Raw genomic sequence first — 14,928 nt, 5'->3', positions numbered from 1 at the left:
CCGACGGCGTCGAACCGGGCCTGTGCGTCGCTGGTCACAGCTGTGTACTGCCCGAACCGCTGCGAGCGGTGGGTGTCAGCGACGCCGACTTCCAGGCGGGTGAGTCACTGTGCGAACGAGCTTCAATATTCCCGACGACTTGATCGAAGAATTCGACGACACCTGGCAAGAAGAGGGGCTGGATTCGCGTTCACGCGGTGTCCGCGAAGCGATGCAGGAGTATATCGAGGCACACACACGACTCGAAGATATCGAGGGCGACGTCGTGGTCGCTATCGCGTTCGATTACACCCACGAGGCCGTCATCGAGGACGTCCACGACGTGCAACACCAGTTCCAAGACGTCATCACGACGACGAACCATATTCACGAGGGCGAGTGGTGTCTCGAGACGGTGTTCTGTCGCGGTCCGGCCGAACGTGTCCGGCAGCTCACCTATCGGCTCCGCGATTTCGATGCTGTGAGTCGGGTCAAACTAATGTTGCTCGCCGAACACTGACGCCGTAGACGTATCATAGACTCACGAGATTCTTTCGTCGATAGCTGATTGAGTTGGTTGCTCGATAGGCCTGCAAACGTACCTTTTTCCGCCTCGGGTTTCCTCGCTCACTTCGTTCGCTGCGGGAACCGCGTGGCGGCGAAGCCGCTACGTCGTTCGGTTGCGGGCCGTCGGCCCGCAACCCACTCGGCGGAAAAATCTACGCTAAAAAGGCTGAACGCGAGGCGAAGCCGAGCGTTCAGTGCATCGCGCTCACTCCGTTCGCGCGAATGCTCACCGGTCACTGCACCACCTGTATCGACCACTTTCGGGTGTTCGGCCCAGGGTTGGGGTTCTCTCTGTGATACGCTGAGCGTACTCTACTGAAGGGCTTGCTCGGAGAGCTCGACACCGAGCGGTAGTATCGAATACTCGACCGTCCGAAGGTCGGGCACCGCGCGAACCGTATTGACGAACCCGGCTATCTCTTCGATAGTTCCGCTGAGCACGAACAAGTCGATGCAGTACTCGTTGCTGACGTGTGCGTGCGTCGTTCCAGAGACAATGCCGTCGTTCTCGTGTCGTATCCCAGTCAGCTGCTGTTGCACTGCTGACTGGCCGTAGTCGAACACTGCTGTCACCGTGCAGGAGTGGGCACTGCCGTCGGTAGCTCCCTGCTGAAACTCTTCGAGCAGTGTCCGTGAGGCTTCTCGGAAGACTTCACTGCGACCGCTGTATCCGTGCTCGTCGGCGAACGTGTCGAGGCGGTCGAGTAGCGCCTCGGACATCGAGATGCTCACAACGCTCATACAATAATTCAGAATCCTAATTTGATAATTGCTATTATGACTGTGGCCAGAACAGCATAATAATTAGTATTTTAATCTAGTAGATTCATAACTCAGGTATGGCTTCGAGCAACACCCCGATTCCGGTGACGATTCTGAGCGGTAGTCTCGGTGCTGGCAAGACGACGACGCTCAATCACGTGCTGACGAGCGAAGGGGAACTGAACGCCGCCGTCCTGGTCAACGATATGGGCGAGGTGAACGTCGACGCGGAGTTCGTGGAGCGCGAGTCCGAACTCTCACAGAGCGACGAGGAGATAATCGAGATGTCGAACGGCTGTATCTGCTGTCGCCTGCGGGGCGACATGCTGGACGAGGTTGGCCGGCTGGCCGACCAGCGGGACTTCGACTACTTGCTCGTCGAGTCCTCCGGTATCAGCGAACCCATCCCGGTGGCCCAGACATTCGCTCGCGGGTTCGAGGACGCGGAGTTCGACCCCACGGGCGTCTACGAACTCGATACGATGGTCAGCGTCGTCGACGCACACAGTTTCTGGCAGGGCTTCGACTCGGGCCAGGCGCTCACCGACGACGACATCGAACCGCAGGGCAATCGTGTCCCCGAGGAGGCGTTAATGGACCAGATCGAGTTCTGTGACGTCCTCCTGCTCAACAAATGTGACCTCGTTCCCGACGAGGAACTGGAAGAGATGGAGGCAGTCCTGCAGGCGCTCCAACCACGGGCGAAAATAATTCGGACGGAACACGGTGCCGTCGACCCGACGGAGATACTGGCCACAGACCGATTCGACTTCGACGAGGCCAGTCAGTCGGCCGGCTGGAAGCGAGAACTCCAGCACGGTCACCATCACGAGTCGGCCGCCGACGAACACGGCGTCACCTCGTTCATCTTCGACGCCGACCGACCGTTCCACCCGGAGCGAATCGCTCGGCTGTTCGCCGACCTCCCGGACGGTGTCGTTCGCGCTAAGGGCTTCTTCTGGTCGGCTGGTCGCGAGGACGTCGCGATGGGGCTGGATAAAGCGGGCCAGTCCGTCCGTGCCGGGTCGAAAGGGACGTGGATCGCGACGCTTCCGGAAGCCGAGCAGGAGCGATACTTCGCTGCTCGACCCGGTATCAAAGAGGACTGGGACGACCAGTGGGGCGACCGCGGGACCGAACTCGTCTTCATCGGCCGAGAGTTCGACCAGGAGACGTTGACCGACCGGCTGGACGACTGTGTCCTCTCTGATGCTGAGATGGACGAGGACTGGGATGCGTATCCCGACCCGTTCAGCCCGGACGACCAGCGCGAACTTGCCTTGGCCGACGACTGATGAGCATCGACGACCAGCCGCCGGTCACCATCCTGAGCGGTGGGCTCGGTGCCGGCAAGACGACGCTGTTGAACCACCTGCTGACTGTGGGCGGCGACCGCTACGACATCGCGGTGCTGGTCAACGACGTCGGCGAGATGAACGTCGACGCCGAGCTCATCGAGAACGGCTCCGAACTCTCGATGGAAGACGATGGCATCACGGAGCTCTCGAACGGCTGCATCTGCTGTGGGCTCCAGAACGAACTCGACCAGGAGCTGCGCCGGCTCGCCTTCGACGCCGAGTTCGACCACCTGGTCATCGAAGCCTCGGGTATCAGCGACCCCGTCCCGATCGCACAGCGGTTTCTCGAACCGGCACGCGCCGCGCAGTTGTACGAGCTCGACACGACCGTCACGGTCGTCGACGCCGCGCAGTTCTACCGGGCATTCGTCCGGGGCGACCCGATAAAGTCGACTGATGACGACGCACGGCCACTCTCCGACCTCCTCGCCGAACAGGTCGAGTTCTGTGACGTACTCGTGCTCAACAAGTGTGATCTCGTCTCCGAAGAGGAACGACGGGCCGTCGAACGCGTCCTCCGGACGCTGCACCCCGACATCGACATCGTCGGCACTGTCAACAGCGCTGTCGACCCGGAGCGGGTCCTCGGAACCGGTCGGTTCGACCGGAACGAGGCGAGCTACGCCTCCCGATGGAAACAGGCCCTCTCGCCCGACCACGAGGCCGGTGGGGACCACGAATCACATCAGCATGACGCCGACACGGATGACGGCAGTCACGGTCACGACCACGACGACCACGACGAACACGGCCACGACCATGGCGACGAACACGTCCACGACCACGATGAGGGACACGACCACGACGACGAACACGACCATCTGCACCCGCCCGAGGAGTTCGGTGTCGATTCGTTCGTCTACGAGCGCAGACGACCGTTCCACCCCGAGCGGTTCCGCGCGTGGCTCGACTCGTTCCCCGAGACCGTCGTCCGTTCGAAAGGCCACATGTGGGTCGCCGGTCGCGAGCGGTTCGCACTGGATATGAGCCAGGCCGGGACGGAGATTCACGTCGATGTCAACGGCCGATGGGCGGCGACACTTCCGGAACCCCGACAGGCATCCTACCGCGAATCGCGGTCCGATATCCAGTGGGACGACGAGTGGGGCGACCGCGAGAGTAAACTGGTCTTCATCGGTGCCGGAATGGACGAATCCGCCATCGTCGACGGGCTCGACGACTGTCTCGTGGACGCTGACGCGATGGACGAGGACTGGGAGGTGTTCGACAATCCGTTCCCGGGGACGATGGACTGGTCGAAACCGCCCATGCAACAGCGGCTCGTGATTGGTGATACCCAATGATTGCAAACCGTCGGGAACTGCCGCCGCTCGAGGACCGACGCGCGAGCGATGCCGACGGGCACGACGTGCTGGACCCGCTCGGTGTCGCAATTGTGACTATCTCATCCTCTCGTGGCGGGACGGTCGAAATGGCACCACCGGACCCCAGCGGCGACGCTATTGCCCGTATCCTCGTCGAGGCGGGCCACGTCGTTACGGCTCGGACGCTGGTCCCAGACGACTACCTCGGCATCAAGACCGCCGTTAGCGAGTGTCTGGACCGGCCGGACGTGGACGTCGTCGTGACGACCGGCGGCACGGGCGTGACCGCCGACGACGTAACCCCCGACGCGGTCGGGGAACTCTTCGACCGGGAACTACCGGGGTTTGGCGAAGCCTTCCGCTGGCTTTCCTGGGACGAAGTGGGGAGTCGGATTGTCTCGACCCGTGCGACGGCAGGTATCGCCCGTGACATCCCGGTGTTCGTCCTGCCAGGAAGTGAGAACGCCGTATCGCTCGCGACAACGGAACTAATAACCGAAGAGGCATCGCATCTCGCAGGCCTCGCGACCCGGCACGAGGGAGAGTAGATGGAGGGTTCGAAAATGTATCAAGAGGTGATCCTGGATCACAGATACACAAGGAGGAAGCCCACGGCTTTAGCCGTGGGAGGAATCTGACAAGACCCGAAACAAACCACGAGCGATAGCCACCCGACTCCACCACGCCAGTCATAGATTTTATAAAGAATAACGGTGATATGTGAAATACGGATGGAGGATGTGATTCGCACCGTCAAAGTCAAACTTGATGTACCCGACGAGCGGTGCGACGACCTCCATCAAACCAAAAACCAGTTTCTCCACTGTGCGAACACCACCGCAGCGTGGGCGTGGAGACACCCGAACGACTACTGCATAACCTCGAAACAGAAAGCCGAGCGCGCCCTCTACGACCAACTCCGCAACGAAACGGAGTTGACTGCCAACCTCGTCCAGAAGGGTATTCGACGGGCTATCGAAGCTACAAAAAGCGGTGTCGCCCGACTCAAGAAAGGCGACACCACCAGTCAACCGCACTTCGATGCGTGGAGCGTCGTCTATGACAAGCGTTCAGCGACGTTCCACCGCGACTACGTTTCCCTTTCAACAGTAAACGGTCGCGTCGAGTGCGACTACGTGCTTCCCGACGAGTCAGAGGGAACGCCGATTGGTGAGTACCTTCTGAACGAGGACTACGAGTTCCGAATGTCCACGTTGCAGTACGACCGCGCCACGGAGTCGTTCTACCTCCACGCACGGATGCGCCGAACTGCAGGCGAACAAGAGTCGTCTACGACTACTTCTGAGGACGCCAAGCACAGAACAGTCCTTGGCGTTGACCTGAACGTGGACGGCTCGCTCGCCGTGACGTCGACTGGCGAATTCATCGGGAACGCCGACGAGATGAACCATCGGCGGCGAGAATATGAGAGGGCTCGCGGCTCGATGCAAGAAGCAGGTACCCGGTCGGCACACCTGTCGATTCAGTCGATGCAAGACCGCGAACACCGCTGGATGCAGGACGAGTTACACCAAGCCTCGAACCAGATTCTCGAAGAAGCCCGCGACCACGGATGCACGCATATCGCGTTCGAGAATCTGACCGACATTCGCAAGCGGATGGCCGGTGCAAAGCGATTCCACGCATGGGCGTTCCGACGCCTGTTCGAGTACGTCGAATACAAAGCCGAGATGATTGGTATCGAGGTTGCACAGGTGAGTCCTGCATACACGTCTCAGCGGTGTTCCTCGTGCGGGTTTACCCACGAGAATAATAGGCGGTCGAAACACCAGTTCGTGTGTCAAAAGTGCGAGTACGAACTGAACGCGGACTACAACGCGAGCAAGAATATCGCTCGGAAACTACTCAACCGTCTCCACTCGGGGCAGAAGTCTTCGGGTGGAGGCGCACCCTGTCAGTGTGCGCTTGCGTCAGGGGCGTTGAACCTGAACGGCGATTTCCACGCCTCCGTCGAATCGACGGCAGAAGGGGAGTCCACTGACAAGCCCACGACTTCAGTCGTGGGTTACTGACGTTCGACCTCAGACTCGCCGAGGACGGTGAAACGATTGAAGAGGTCGCATTCACTGGAGAGGGGTGTGCGATCAGCATTGCGAGCGCGAGCCTGCTTGCCGAGGAACTCCCGGGAATGACGCTCTCGGAGGTTCGTGACCTCGACCGGGAGGACGCCCTCAATCTTCTGGGAATCGATCTGACGCCCATGCGCATACCGTGTGCCGTGCTCGCGGAAAAAGTGGTTCAGGACGGCGTCGAGAGCTACGAGGACGACGAATGACACTCTACGGAAATGGGCTGGGACCGGGTGCGACCGACCTGCTCACGGTTCGCGGTCGGCGCCGGCTCGAATCGGTCGACGTCGTCTCGGTAATCGCTACAATAACCCGTATCAGGCGGTAACACCCAGCGTCTCTAGTTCTTCGGCGGAGTACTCCGCTCGAAGTTCGTCCGTCGAGTGTTCCTCGACTAGTTCGGTTCGCTCTGCCTCGCTCATCTCGCTCAGGTCGCTGAAACAGTGACACATTGCAACCGTATCTCGGGGCCATAGCTACTAAACACCTGTTAGCACCCTTCTCGCGCTTATGTAATACGGAACCGGTGATAGCAACGTTTGGCAATTTGGGAGACAGGTTTAGTTACGCCAGCCTATTTTAGCAATACTGAACTCAAATTAGCTGCTATTATTAAATTAGTAGTCTAAAATCATAGCCCTTATTATCTAGTCTGCTAATGTTAACAATACATGCCGCAGTACACTCGACGACGACTCATCGCGACTGGACTCAGTGCCGCTTCGATCAGTGCCATCTCGGGGTGCCTGGGTGGCGGCAGCTCGAATAGCGAAGCGACAGCACAGGCTTCCTTTTTCGTGTTCGGCGACTTCGCAAGTGAGGTCGCCGGGGACGTGACGACGGCGGAGACGCTCGTCCCGGTCGGGCAACACGGCCACGGCTGGGAACCGGGGCCGGATATTCAGGGAACGATTCGCGAATCCGACCTGTTCATCTACGGGGTGGAGGGGTTCCAGCCGTGGGCAGACGACATCGTAACCACCCTCCGTGACGACGACGCCGACGTTTCCCTCCTCGCTGCAGGCTCCGGTATCGACCGTATCGAAGGCGGCTACGACCACGGATCTGAGCAAGAAGAGAGTCACGACGAGGAACACGAATCCGAAGGCGAACACGACCACAGCGGCGAGACGCCATGGGAATGGGCCGGCCTCTATCACCTGGATGCAGGCTCGTACACGTACACGTTCCAACCGGGGCCGGACCCCGAGATGCAACTCGCCGTCCTCGAAACCGACGAGGGCGGAGACCACGGCGTCCATCACGTCGAAGAGACGGCTCACACGCTCTACGAGTCGGACCACGATGCCCACTCAGAGGTCCAGACCGGTGGCACGCTCACCCCTTCCTCGGAGAGTCTCTATCATCTCCAGTTCGCCGACTCGGGTGCATCGACGTACACGCTCGATATCCCGTCGTCGGGTCACTACGTCCTATTCAGCCAGCACGTCCCGTCGGAGTTCGACGCCGCTCTCACCGACGAGAGCGAGTCGTCGGTCGACCCCGAAGTGACCGAGAGCGCTGGTGGCCACGACCACGAGGGGGAACACGAAACGGGAACGCACGAAGGTGAGCATGACCACGAAGGCGAACACGAATCTGAATCTGACCACGACCACGAGGAAGAACACGAAACGGGAACGCACGAGGGAGAGGACGAGCACGGCCACGACCACAGCGGCGAGGACCCGCACTTCTGGCTTGACCCGACGCGGGCGAAGCAGGCGGTAAGTACCATCCGGAGCGGGTTCGTTGACGTCGACGGCGACAACGCCAGTGCCTACGCCGACAACGCCGATTCGTATCGGTCCCGCCTCGACGAACTCGATAGTTCCTTCCAGTCGACGCTCGAAAACGCCTCGAAAGACGTCGTCTTCGTCGCCGGCCACAACGCCTTCCAGTATCTCGGCCAGCGCTACGGGTTCGAGGTGGAGACACTGACCGGACTCTCACCGGACGACCAACCCACACCAGAGGATATCGAACGCGCACAAGAGATAATCGCTGAACACGACCTCGAGTACGTCTGTGCCGACCCGCTGGAGTCCCAGGAAGCGGCGGACCAGCTCGTTGCGGAGACCGATGCCACCGAAGTCCTCCCGCTGACCCCGATCCCCGGCCAGACACAGGAGTGGGCTGACCAAGACTGGGGCTACGTCGAGATTATGGAGAACGTCAACCTCGAAACGCTCAGGACGGCCCTCGACGCGTAATGAACGATTCCAGGTATAACACCCCAGAACCCGAGTGGCACGGACACGCCGAGCCGGGCCCGTCCGACCAGAAACGGCCGGACCTCGTGGGACTCGTCGTCGACCGGCCCGATGGGACCGCCTGTACAGTGTATCCGCCGGACGTGGCAGAGCCGTACCGGACGACGGCCTGGATGACCGCGACGGGTGATTCCTTCGTCGATGCGGAGGAATGCAGATGACGCCGGCCGCCAGCAAGGCAGATGAATCGACGGGTTCGCTCATCAGCGTCCGGAATGTCTCCTTCAGCTACGGTGACGTTCCCGTTCTCGACTCGGTGTCTATCGACGTAGAGCCAGGTGCCTTCCTCGGACTCGTTGGCCCCAACGGAAGTGGCAAGAGCACGCTGCTGGACTTGATGCTCGGACTCCGTCGCCCGGACGATGGAACTGTCTCGCTGTTCGGCGAGCCAGCGGCGGCGTTCGACGACGGCGAGCGAATCGGCTACGTCGCACAGGACGCGACTGAAGCGGGACGAGACATGCCGATCACCGTCCGCGAAGTGGTCAGAATGGGTCGCTACCCGAAGCGACTCGTCGGTCGGTTCTCAGCCGAGGACCGGCGAGCTGTCGAGGTGGCCATGGAACAGGTCGGTATCGCCGACCTCGACACCCGCCGCGTCGGCCGCCTCTCCGGTGGCCAGCGACAGCGTGTCTTCATCGCCCGCGCGCTCGCCTCGGGAGCCGACCTGCTCGCACTCGACGAACCGACGGTCGGCGTCGACGCCGAATCGAGAGAGGAGTTCTACGGACTGCTCGAAGATCTGAACGCGGCCGGGCTCACAGTCGTCCTCATCGAACACGACATCGGCGTCGTCACGACGTACGCGACGGAGATCGCCTGTCTCAACCGCCAGCTGTATTTCGATGGTGACCCCAGCGAGTTCGTCGAGACAGACGCCCTCGCGGCAGCCTACGGAAAAGACCAGCACGTCTTGCACCACGACCACTGACCATGTTTCTGACACACGTTCGCGCAGCTGGAACGCCACTCGCCCAACTCCCAGTCCTGTGGCTCGCCGTCACCGGCACTATCGAGTGGTTCCTCGACAACGTGGTCGGCCCCATCATGGACCTGCTGGCAGAGGTCCTCGGGGCGCCGATGCTTGGCTACCCGTTCATGCAGCGGGCGTACCTCGCCGCAATATGCATCGCCGTCATCGGCCCGCTGGTCGGGACCTTCCTCGTCCACCGTGAGATGGCGATGCTCAGTGATACGCTCGCTCACACCGCCTTCGCCGGCGTCGCAGTCGGTCTGTTCCTCAACTCGGCCCTCTCGCTGGCGCTGTCACCCCTGCTGACTGCATTTGTCGTCGCGATAGGGACCGCGTTGCTCGTGGAGTTACTCGTCGAACACGCGGGTGCGTACACCGACACGTCGCTGGCGATGGTGCTGACGGGCGGATTCGCCGTCGGAAGCATCCTCATCACAGCGACCGACGGCGGCATCTCCGTCGGCATCGACGCCTACCTTTTCGGGAGTCTCTCGACCGTCTCGACAGCGAACGTCGGTCTCCTCGTCCTGATGAGCCTCGTCGTCGTCGGCCTCGTCACGCTGACGTACCGGCCGCTTCTGTACGTCACGTTCGACGCCACCGCTGCGCAGGCGGCCCGACTGAACGTCCGTCTGTACAAACGGCTCATGGTCGTGCTCACGGCACTGGTCGTCGTCAGTGCGATGCAGATTATGGGCGTCATCCTGGTCGCCGCGATGCTCGTCGTCCCCGTCGCTGCGGCGGCGCAGGTCGCACGTAGCTTCAGGCAGTCCATCCTGCTGGCGATACTCGCCGGTGAGTTCGCAGCGATAGCCGGTGTGACCCTCTCGTACAACTACGGCGTCGCGGCCGGCGGTTCGATCGTCGTCACGGCCCTCACGGTCTACGTGGCGACGCTCGCCGTCCAGAAACTGGTACCGAGCCTGCGCCGCCTCGGCCGACTGCGACCCGGTCACTCCGAGGCCGGACTCAAAGCCGATGGCGGTGAGAACGAGTGACTGTTGGGCAGGGCGACACCGAGTCGGCTGGTCGACAGCCCTACGAGTACGTCATTATCGGCGGCGGCATCCACGGCACGTGTCTGGCGAACTACCTCCTTGCCGACGGTGGCTACTGCCACGACGAGGTCCGAATCGTCGAGCCACGTGACGAACTGCTCGCGTCCTTCGAACTGAAGGCCCGTCAGTGCGGGATGAAGACGTTGCGTTCGACGTTCGTCCAACACATCGACTCCGAACCATTCTCGCTTGAATCGTTCGCTGAAGGGGCCGGACTCGGAGCCGAACTCGTCGCGACGGACGACTACCCGAGCCGACCCACACTCGATCTCTTCCTGGACCACGCTCGTGCCGTCATCGACCGTGCCGACATCGACGACTGTCACCGACAGACGCGGGCGATTGGTATCGACAGTAGTGATGACAGTCTGCAAATCGAGACGCCAGACACCAGATTCGAGGCCCGGCGTGTCATCCTCGCGCTCGGTCTCGGCGCCGACCCGACGTACCCTGAGTGGGCGGCGGGGCTGTCCGACGGCGCACCGATCACACACGTCTGGCACGGTGAGTTTGACCCGTCGACGGCGGCCGCGTTCGACGGCGAGACATACGTGGTCGGTGGCGGTATTACTGCGGGACAGCTGGCCTGTACCCTCTCGGAACAGACGAGTGTGACGCTGCTATCGCGCCACCAGCTGGCGAGTGCGCTGTCGGAAGCGGACCCGTACTGGCTCAACTGGCGCCACCTCGAACGCGAGCTACATTCGCTGCCACCGGGGTCACAGGCACGCCACGACCGGGTACGGGCCGCTCGAAACGATGCGACGATTCCACCGTACGTCGAGCGACGACTGGACGAGGCACGCGACTGCGGGGCTCTCGACGTCCTCATTGGGGAAATCGTCTGTGCACACGCTACTGAGAACGGGCTACTGCTTCGATTTGCTGACGGCACCACAGATTCGAACGCGCAGGTGATTCTGGCGACCGGACTCGACCCGGTGCTGGACCACCCGCTCGTAAGTACCGTTGCGGAGTCACTGTCACTCCAGCGCGGGACGAACGGCTTCCCTGTGCTCGACGACCGGACGTTGGCGTGGCAGCGAACCGACGGGAGTCCGTCGCCAGTGTACGTCTCGGGTGCGCTCGCCGAACCCAGCGTGGGCCCGTTCGCTCGAAACGTTATAGGCGCTCGTCGTGTCGCCGAACGGCTGCTCGATCCGCCAGACCAGGCTGATTCGCGGCGAGCAACCCCCCGCTATAGTGGGACGTCCTGAGGCTGACGCTGTCAGGGTGGTAAGTCTCTTTGTAGAAGTGCTGGTTTCGAGACGCCGCTCAGTGGTTCTCGTGGATGTGCTCGCGCAGCAAGTCTGTCTCCTCGAACTCTTCGTTGCACTCTGCACACGTGTTGTGGTGGAGCGCGACGTGCTGGGTGACGCCGGCGGCGCTCTGGAACTGTGCATCGCAGGTGGAACAGGGGTATGCCATTACATTAACAATCGAGGCGAGCAGATACTAAAAGGGTTATTAAAAATAAGATAGCTAAAGTTACCATACCGTATTAATTTTCTCGCCTAAATAACTAACTAGAGTGTAACCGAAGCGAGATATCGATATGATTTCCTCTGGGACCAAACAACCGGTGTAATCCGCCGAGTAGTCTGCAGGTGATTATTCTGTGCCCCTGAAGGCCCCACTCTATGGAAATGTCATGCTAGCTTTGTGCCCGTTACTACATAGACGGTCCCACCGTGAAACGTCTCGCTGGAAACCGATGCGAACGTCTCTTCGACTGATCGGACGATCGGGGCTTCGGGATACCAGTTTGTACTGTAAGCCGAGACACCTTCGATGAGTGGGTTGAGACAGCGAAGCGGTGCCGTCTGGAATGACCGAGCGTCGAGAACTGCAGTGCGTCCCCCTGGGCGCAGTACGTCAGACATTTCGGACACGACCGCCTCGACATCACTCATCGCGCTCAAGGACAGTGTTGCGCACACGCCATCGAAGCGACCGTTCGACAATGGCAGTCTCCGGGCGTCCGCTCGAAGTACCTCGACTTCGCAGTTCAACTGTTCGCCGCGGTCCCTCGCTCGCTTGACCATACCGGGGCTGGCGTCGACGCCGACGATAGTTCCAGTCGGGCCAACAGCGTCGGCAAGTCGTCCGAAGTTGGGACCGGGACCACAGCCGACATCGAGGACGGTATCACCGTGGTCCAACGAGAGGGCGTCGACCGTCCGGTCGCGAAATTCGCCCGTTCGACCGAAAAGGAAGGCCGTGACGAACGCAGCGTACACCCGGTCGTGCCGGCTCCACCAGTCGTACACGCGCTGGCTGTGCGCGTGGTCGCGACGGTCGAAGGCCCACTGGCGAAACGCGTCAATCACGAGAGATCGACTCCGCGGAGTCTGCGGGCGTTGATGGCGACGATGACCGTCGACAGCGACATGAACACCGCACCGATGGCCGGCGACAGGAGAATACCTATCGGTGCGAGGACGCCGGCTGCGAGGGGTAACGCGAATACGTTGTACCCGGTCGCCCAGACGAGGTTCTCCTGCATCTTCCGGTAGCTCGCCTTCGAGAGTTTGATGAGCCGAACGACGTCGCGAGGATTATTCTCGACGAGGATGATGTCACCCGACTCGATTGCCACGTCGGTACCGGACCCGATGGCTATCCCGACGTCTGCCCTGGTCAGCGCCGGCGCATCGTTGACGCCATCGCCGACCATCGCCACCAGTTTTCCCTCGGATTGGAGCTGTTCGACTTTCGTGTCTTTCTCCTCGGGGAGCACTTCAGCGAAGTACTGGTCGATACCGAGTTCTTCGGAGACGGCCTTCGCGACGTCTTCGGAGTCACCGGTCAACATCGCCACCTCGATGTCCATCGCGTGCAGCGCGTCGATAGTCTGTCTGCTTTCCTCCCGGATGACGTCCGCCAGGGCGAACGCAGCAACCACCTCTGATTCGTCTCGGATGAGATAGATGACGGTCTGGGCGTTCGAGCCGGCCTCATCGGCAAAGGAAGCTATCGACGAGGGTCTATCGATGCCGAGTTTCTCGACCAAGTTGGGGCCGCCAAGATGGACCAGCTCGCCGTCTCGCGGGTCGCTGTGCTCACGGCTCGCGCCGTTCGCATTCGAGGCGGTCCCCGCCTCGCCCTCCCCGCTCGCCTGTTCAGAGCGGCTCCGCGGCTCTACGTCTATGGTTGCCTTGACCCCGAGACCGCGGAGATTCTCGAAGTTCGAGACGCTCGCTCGCTGGACGCCACGTTCTTCGGCAGCAGTCCGAATGGCACGGGCTATCATGTGTTCTGAGTCACCTTCCACGCCTGCGGCGACCTCGAACGCTTCTTGTTCTGACCAGTCATCAGCCGTTTCCACCCCGACGACACCTTGCTCTCCCTTCGTGAGCGTCCCGGTCTTGTCGAACATCACCGTGTCCAGATTCCGGGCCTCCTCCATAGCGATGCGGTCGCGGATGAGCATCCCGTTTCGAGCGGCTGTCGACGTATTGATAGCGACGACGAGCGGCACAGCAAGACCGAGCGCGTGGGGACAGGCGATGACGAGCACCGTTACGACGCGTTCCAGTACGGCGATGTTCAGTCCCACTGCGATGACCCACGCCACGGCCGTGATGGCCGCCACACCCAAGGCGGCGTAGAACAGCCAACCGGACGCCCGGTCGGCGAGCAGCTGTGTCTTTGACTTGGACTGCTGGGCGTCCTCGACAAGCCGCATAATGCCGGCGAGCGTGGTATCGTCGCCCGTTTTCGTCACGCGGACACGGAGGCTCCCGTCTTGGTTGACCGTGCCAGCGACGAGATCAGAGCCTTCCTCCTTGTCCACGGGTCGCGATTCCCCCGTAATCATCGACTCGTCGACCGAGGACGCCCCCTCGACGACTTCTCCGTCGGCTGGAACACTTGCTCCAGGTCGGACGAGTAGTACGTCTCCGTCCTGAAGTTCCGAGACGGGCACCTCCTCGGTCTCGCCACTCCCGGTGACTCGCTCGGCCGTATCGGGCATGAGTTTGGCCAGTTCGTCGAGCGCACCGGAGGCGGCTCGCACCGACCGCATTTCGATCCAGTGACCGAGCAGCATGATGTCTATCAGCGTGACCAGTTCCCAGAAGAACGGCGTCGTACCGGGAATGAATAGGCTGCCGACGGAATAGAGAAATGCGACGACGATCGCCATCGAGATGAGCGTCATCATCCCCGGCGACCGGTCTTTCAGTTCAGGAACCGCCATCTTGAGGAACGGAACGCCACCGTAAGCGAACACGACTACCGCGAAGACGGGCGTTATCCAACTGCTTCCGGGAAACGCCGGCGCGGAGAATCCGAGTGCCCCCTGTATGAACGGACTGTACAGGAGTACGGGTATCGACAGCGCCGTCGAGACGAAGAACCGACGGCGGAACATCTGTTCGTGACCGGCGTGCATCCCACCGTGGCCGTCGTGATCGGCCTGGTCGCCGTCTTCGTCGTCACTATCGTGCGTATGCTCGCCGTGTTCTGTTCGTTCGTGTAACTCCCGCTCGGCTTCATCGGCCTGTTCGGTCTCGTCTTCGAGCAGCTCCTGTTCGACACT

Annotated in this window: 16 protein-coding genes and 1 pseudogene; 12 read left to right on the top strand and 5 right to left on the bottom strand. The window is 61.3% G+C overall.

What is annotated here, in order from left to right:
• The first annotated feature begins 109 nt into the window (after nucleotides 1-109).
• Nucleotides 110-499 (top strand): CopG family ribbon-helix-helix protein, encoded by a 390-nt coding sequence (locus tag P1K32_RS16780; RefSeq protein WP_276252396.1) that lies wholly within the window; start codon nucleotides 110-112, stop codon nucleotides 497-499.
• Nucleotides 500-858: 359 nt separating this feature from the next.
• On the opposite strand, the gene P1K32_RS16775 is transcribed toward P1K32_RS16780, so the two are convergent.
• Nucleotides 859-1,287 carry a CopG family ribbon-helix-helix protein gene (locus tag P1K32_RS16775; RefSeq protein WP_379691530.1) on the bottom strand — a complete coding sequence of 143 codons (429 nt, stop codon included), beginning with the start codon at nucleotides 1,285-1,287 and terminating at the stop codon, nucleotides 859-861.
• Between the two features lie 98 nt (nucleotides 1,288-1,385).
• On the opposite strand from P1K32_RS16775, the gene P1K32_RS16770 reads away from it, so the two are divergent.
• The 6 genes and pseudogenes from P1K32_RS16770 to P1K32_RS16745 form a co-directional block, all read left to right on the top strand.
• Entirely contained in the window at nucleotides 1,386-2,603 is a 1,218-nt protein-coding gene (locus tag P1K32_RS16770) for a GTP-binding protein (RefSeq protein WP_276252394.1), read from the top strand.
• Nucleotides 2,603-3,970, top strand: coding sequence for a GTP-binding protein (locus P1K32_RS16765; protein WP_276252393.1), 1,368 nt, complete (start codon nucleotides 2,603-2,605; stop codon nucleotides 3,968-3,970). The genes P1K32_RS16770 and P1K32_RS16765 overlap by 1 nt, the downstream gene beginning before the upstream one ends.
• Nucleotides 3,967-4,539 (top strand): MogA/MoaB family molybdenum cofactor biosynthesis protein, encoded by a 573-nt coding sequence (locus P1K32_RS16760; protein WP_276252392.1) that lies wholly within the window; start codon nucleotides 3,967-3,969, stop codon nucleotides 4,537-4,539. The genes P1K32_RS16765 and P1K32_RS16760 overlap by 4 nt, the downstream gene beginning before the upstream one ends.
• A gap of 183 nt (nucleotides 4,540-4,722) precedes the next feature.
• On the top strand, nucleotides 4,723-6,024 hold the full coding sequence (locus P1K32_RS16755) for an RNA-guided endonuclease InsQ/TnpB family protein (protein WP_276252391.1): 1,302 nt from the start codon (nucleotides 4,723-4,725) through the stop codon (nucleotides 6,022-6,024).
• The gene (locus P1K32_RS16750; RefSeq protein ID WP_379691590.1) at nucleotides 6,021-6,287 is read left to right on the top strand and encodes an iron-sulfur cluster assembly scaffold protein; all 267 of its coding nucleotides are present in this window, start codon (nucleotides 6,021-6,023) and stop codon (nucleotides 6,285-6,287) included. Before P1K32_RS16755 ends, P1K32_RS16750 begins: the two co-directional genes overlap by 4 nt.
• Nucleotides 6,284-6,373 (top strand): annotated as a pseudogene (locus tag P1K32_RS16745) (SAM-dependent methyltransferase); the annotation flags it as partial. The gene P1K32_RS16750 and the pseudogene P1K32_RS16745, both read left to right, overlap by 4 nt.
• A 25-nt stretch (nucleotides 6,374-6,398) precedes the next feature.
• Here P1K32_RS16745 and P1K32_RS16740 read toward each other — a convergent pair.
• A complete protein-coding gene (locus P1K32_RS16740) occupies nucleotides 6,399-6,533 on the bottom strand; it encodes a hypothetical protein (protein ID WP_276252390.1) in 135 nt (44 codons plus the stop codon).
• Between the two features lie 219 nt (nucleotides 6,534-6,752).
• Between P1K32_RS16740 and P1K32_RS16735 the strand changes: the two genes are divergently transcribed.
• From P1K32_RS16735 to P1K32_RS16715, 5 genes are read left to right on the top strand one after another with little or no spacing between them, the layout of a single operon-like run.
• Nucleotides 6,753-8,294, top strand: a complete 1,542-nt coding sequence (locus P1K32_RS16735) for a metal ABC transporter solute-binding protein, Zn/Mn family (RefSeq protein ID WP_276252389.1) — start codon at nucleotides 6,753-6,755, stop codon at nucleotides 8,292-8,294.
• Entirely contained in the window at nucleotides 8,294-8,515 is a 222-nt protein-coding gene (locus P1K32_RS16730; RefSeq protein ID WP_276252388.1) for a DUF7511 domain-containing protein, read from the top strand. The genes P1K32_RS16735 and P1K32_RS16730 overlap by 1 nt, the downstream gene beginning before the upstream one ends.
• On the top strand, nucleotides 8,512-9,285 hold the full coding sequence (locus tag P1K32_RS16725; RefSeq protein ID WP_276252387.1) for a metal ABC transporter ATP-binding protein: 774 nt from the start codon (nucleotides 8,512-8,514) through the stop codon (nucleotides 9,283-9,285). Before P1K32_RS16730 ends, P1K32_RS16725 begins: the two co-directional genes overlap by 4 nt.
• 2 nt (nucleotides 9,286-9,287) lie before the next feature.
• Entirely contained in the window at nucleotides 9,288-10,325 is a 1,038-nt protein-coding gene (locus tag P1K32_RS16720; RefSeq protein ID WP_276252386.1) for a metal ABC transporter permease, read from the top strand.
• Nucleotides 10,322-11,602: an FAD/NAD(P)-binding protein gene (locus P1K32_RS16715; RefSeq protein ID WP_276252385.1), complete on the top strand. Its 1,281-nt coding sequence runs from the start codon at nucleotides 10,322-10,324 to the stop codon at nucleotides 11,600-11,602. The genes P1K32_RS16720 and P1K32_RS16715 overlap by 4 nt, the downstream gene beginning before the upstream one ends.
• Nucleotides 11,603-11,660: 58 nt before the next feature.
• Here the strand turns inward: P1K32_RS16715 and P1K32_RS16710 are convergent, their stop codons facing one another.
• The 3 genes from P1K32_RS16710 to P1K32_RS16700 all read right to left on the bottom strand — a co-directional run bounded on the left by P1K32_RS16710 (nucleotide 11,661) and on the right by P1K32_RS16700 (nucleotide 14,760).
• On the bottom strand, nucleotides 11,661-11,813 hold the full coding sequence (locus P1K32_RS16710) for a C2H2-type zinc finger protein (protein WP_276252384.1): 153 nt from the start codon (nucleotides 11,811-11,813) through the stop codon (nucleotides 11,661-11,663).
• A 221-nt stretch (nucleotides 11,814-12,034) separates the two neighbouring features.
• Nucleotides 12,035-12,715, bottom strand: coding sequence for a methyltransferase domain-containing protein (locus tag P1K32_RS16705; RefSeq protein WP_276252383.1), 681 nt, complete (start codon nucleotides 12,713-12,715; stop codon nucleotides 12,035-12,037).
• Nucleotides 12,712-14,760, bottom strand: coding sequence for a heavy metal translocating P-type ATPase (locus tag P1K32_RS16700; RefSeq protein ID WP_276252436.1), 2,049 nt, complete (start codon nucleotides 14,758-14,760; stop codon nucleotides 12,712-12,714). The genes P1K32_RS16705 and P1K32_RS16700 overlap by 4 nt, the downstream gene beginning before the upstream one ends.
• Nucleotides 14,761-14,928: the final 168 nt, after the last annotated feature.

Origin of the sequence: Haloarcula rara, assembly GCF_029338235.1 — an archaeon.
In the GTDB taxonomy this organism is placed as follows: Archaea; Halobacteriota; Halobacteria; order Halobacteriales; family Haloarculaceae; genus Haloarcula; species Haloarcula rara.
Note: the sequence above shows the minus strand (reverse complement) of the source record. Positions and strands in the feature narration are given on the sequence as shown.

What these genes read in the sequence shown, in the direction of transcription:
- P1K32_RS16760 (WP_276252392.1), top strand. Translation starts at nt 3,967, where the DNA reads ATGATTGCAAACCGTCGGGAACTGCCGCCGCTCGAGGACCGACGCGCG.
- P1K32_RS16775 (WP_379691530.1), bottom strand. Translation starts at nt 1,287, where the DNA reads ATGAGCGTTGTGAGCATCTCGATGTCCGAGGCGCTACTCGACCGCCTC.
- P1K32_RS16735 (WP_276252389.1), top strand. Translation starts at nt 6,753, where the DNA reads ATGCCGCAGTACACTCGACGACGACTCATCGCGACTGGACTCAGTGCC.
- P1K32_RS16700 (WP_276252436.1), bottom strand. Translation starts at nt 14,760, where the DNA reads ATGTTCCGCCGTCGGTTCTTCGTCTCGACGGCGCTGTCGATACCCGTA.
- P1K32_RS16770 (WP_276252394.1), top strand. Translation starts at nt 1,386, where the DNA reads ATGGCTTCGAGCAACACCCCGATTCCGGTGACGATTCTGAGCGGTAGT.
- P1K32_RS16765 (WP_276252393.1), top strand. Translation starts at nt 2,603, where the DNA reads ATGAGCATCGACGACCAGCCGCCGGTCACCATCCTGAGCGGTGGGCTC.
- P1K32_RS16740 (WP_276252390.1), bottom strand. Translation starts at nt 6,533, where the DNA reads ATGTGTCACTGTTTCAGCGACCTGAGCGAGATGAGCGAGGCAGAGCGA.
- P1K32_RS16730 (WP_276252388.1), top strand. Translation starts at nt 8,294, where the DNA reads ATGAACGATTCCAGGTATAACACCCCAGAACCCGAGTGGCACGGACAC.
- P1K32_RS16710 (WP_276252384.1), bottom strand. Translation starts at nt 11,813, where the DNA reads ATGGCATACCCCTGTTCCACCTGCGATGCACAGTTCCAGAGCGCCGCC.
- P1K32_RS16720 (WP_276252386.1), top strand. Translation starts at nt 9,288, where the DNA reads ATGTTTCTGACACACGTTCGCGCAGCTGGAACGCCACTCGCCCAACTC.
- P1K32_RS16755 (WP_276252391.1), top strand. Translation starts at nt 4,723, where the DNA reads ATGGAGGATGTGATTCGCACCGTCAAAGTCAAACTTGATGTACCCGAC.
- P1K32_RS16725 (WP_276252387.1), top strand. Translation starts at nt 8,512, where the DNA reads ATGACGCCGGCCGCCAGCAAGGCAGATGAATCGACGGGTTCGCTCATC.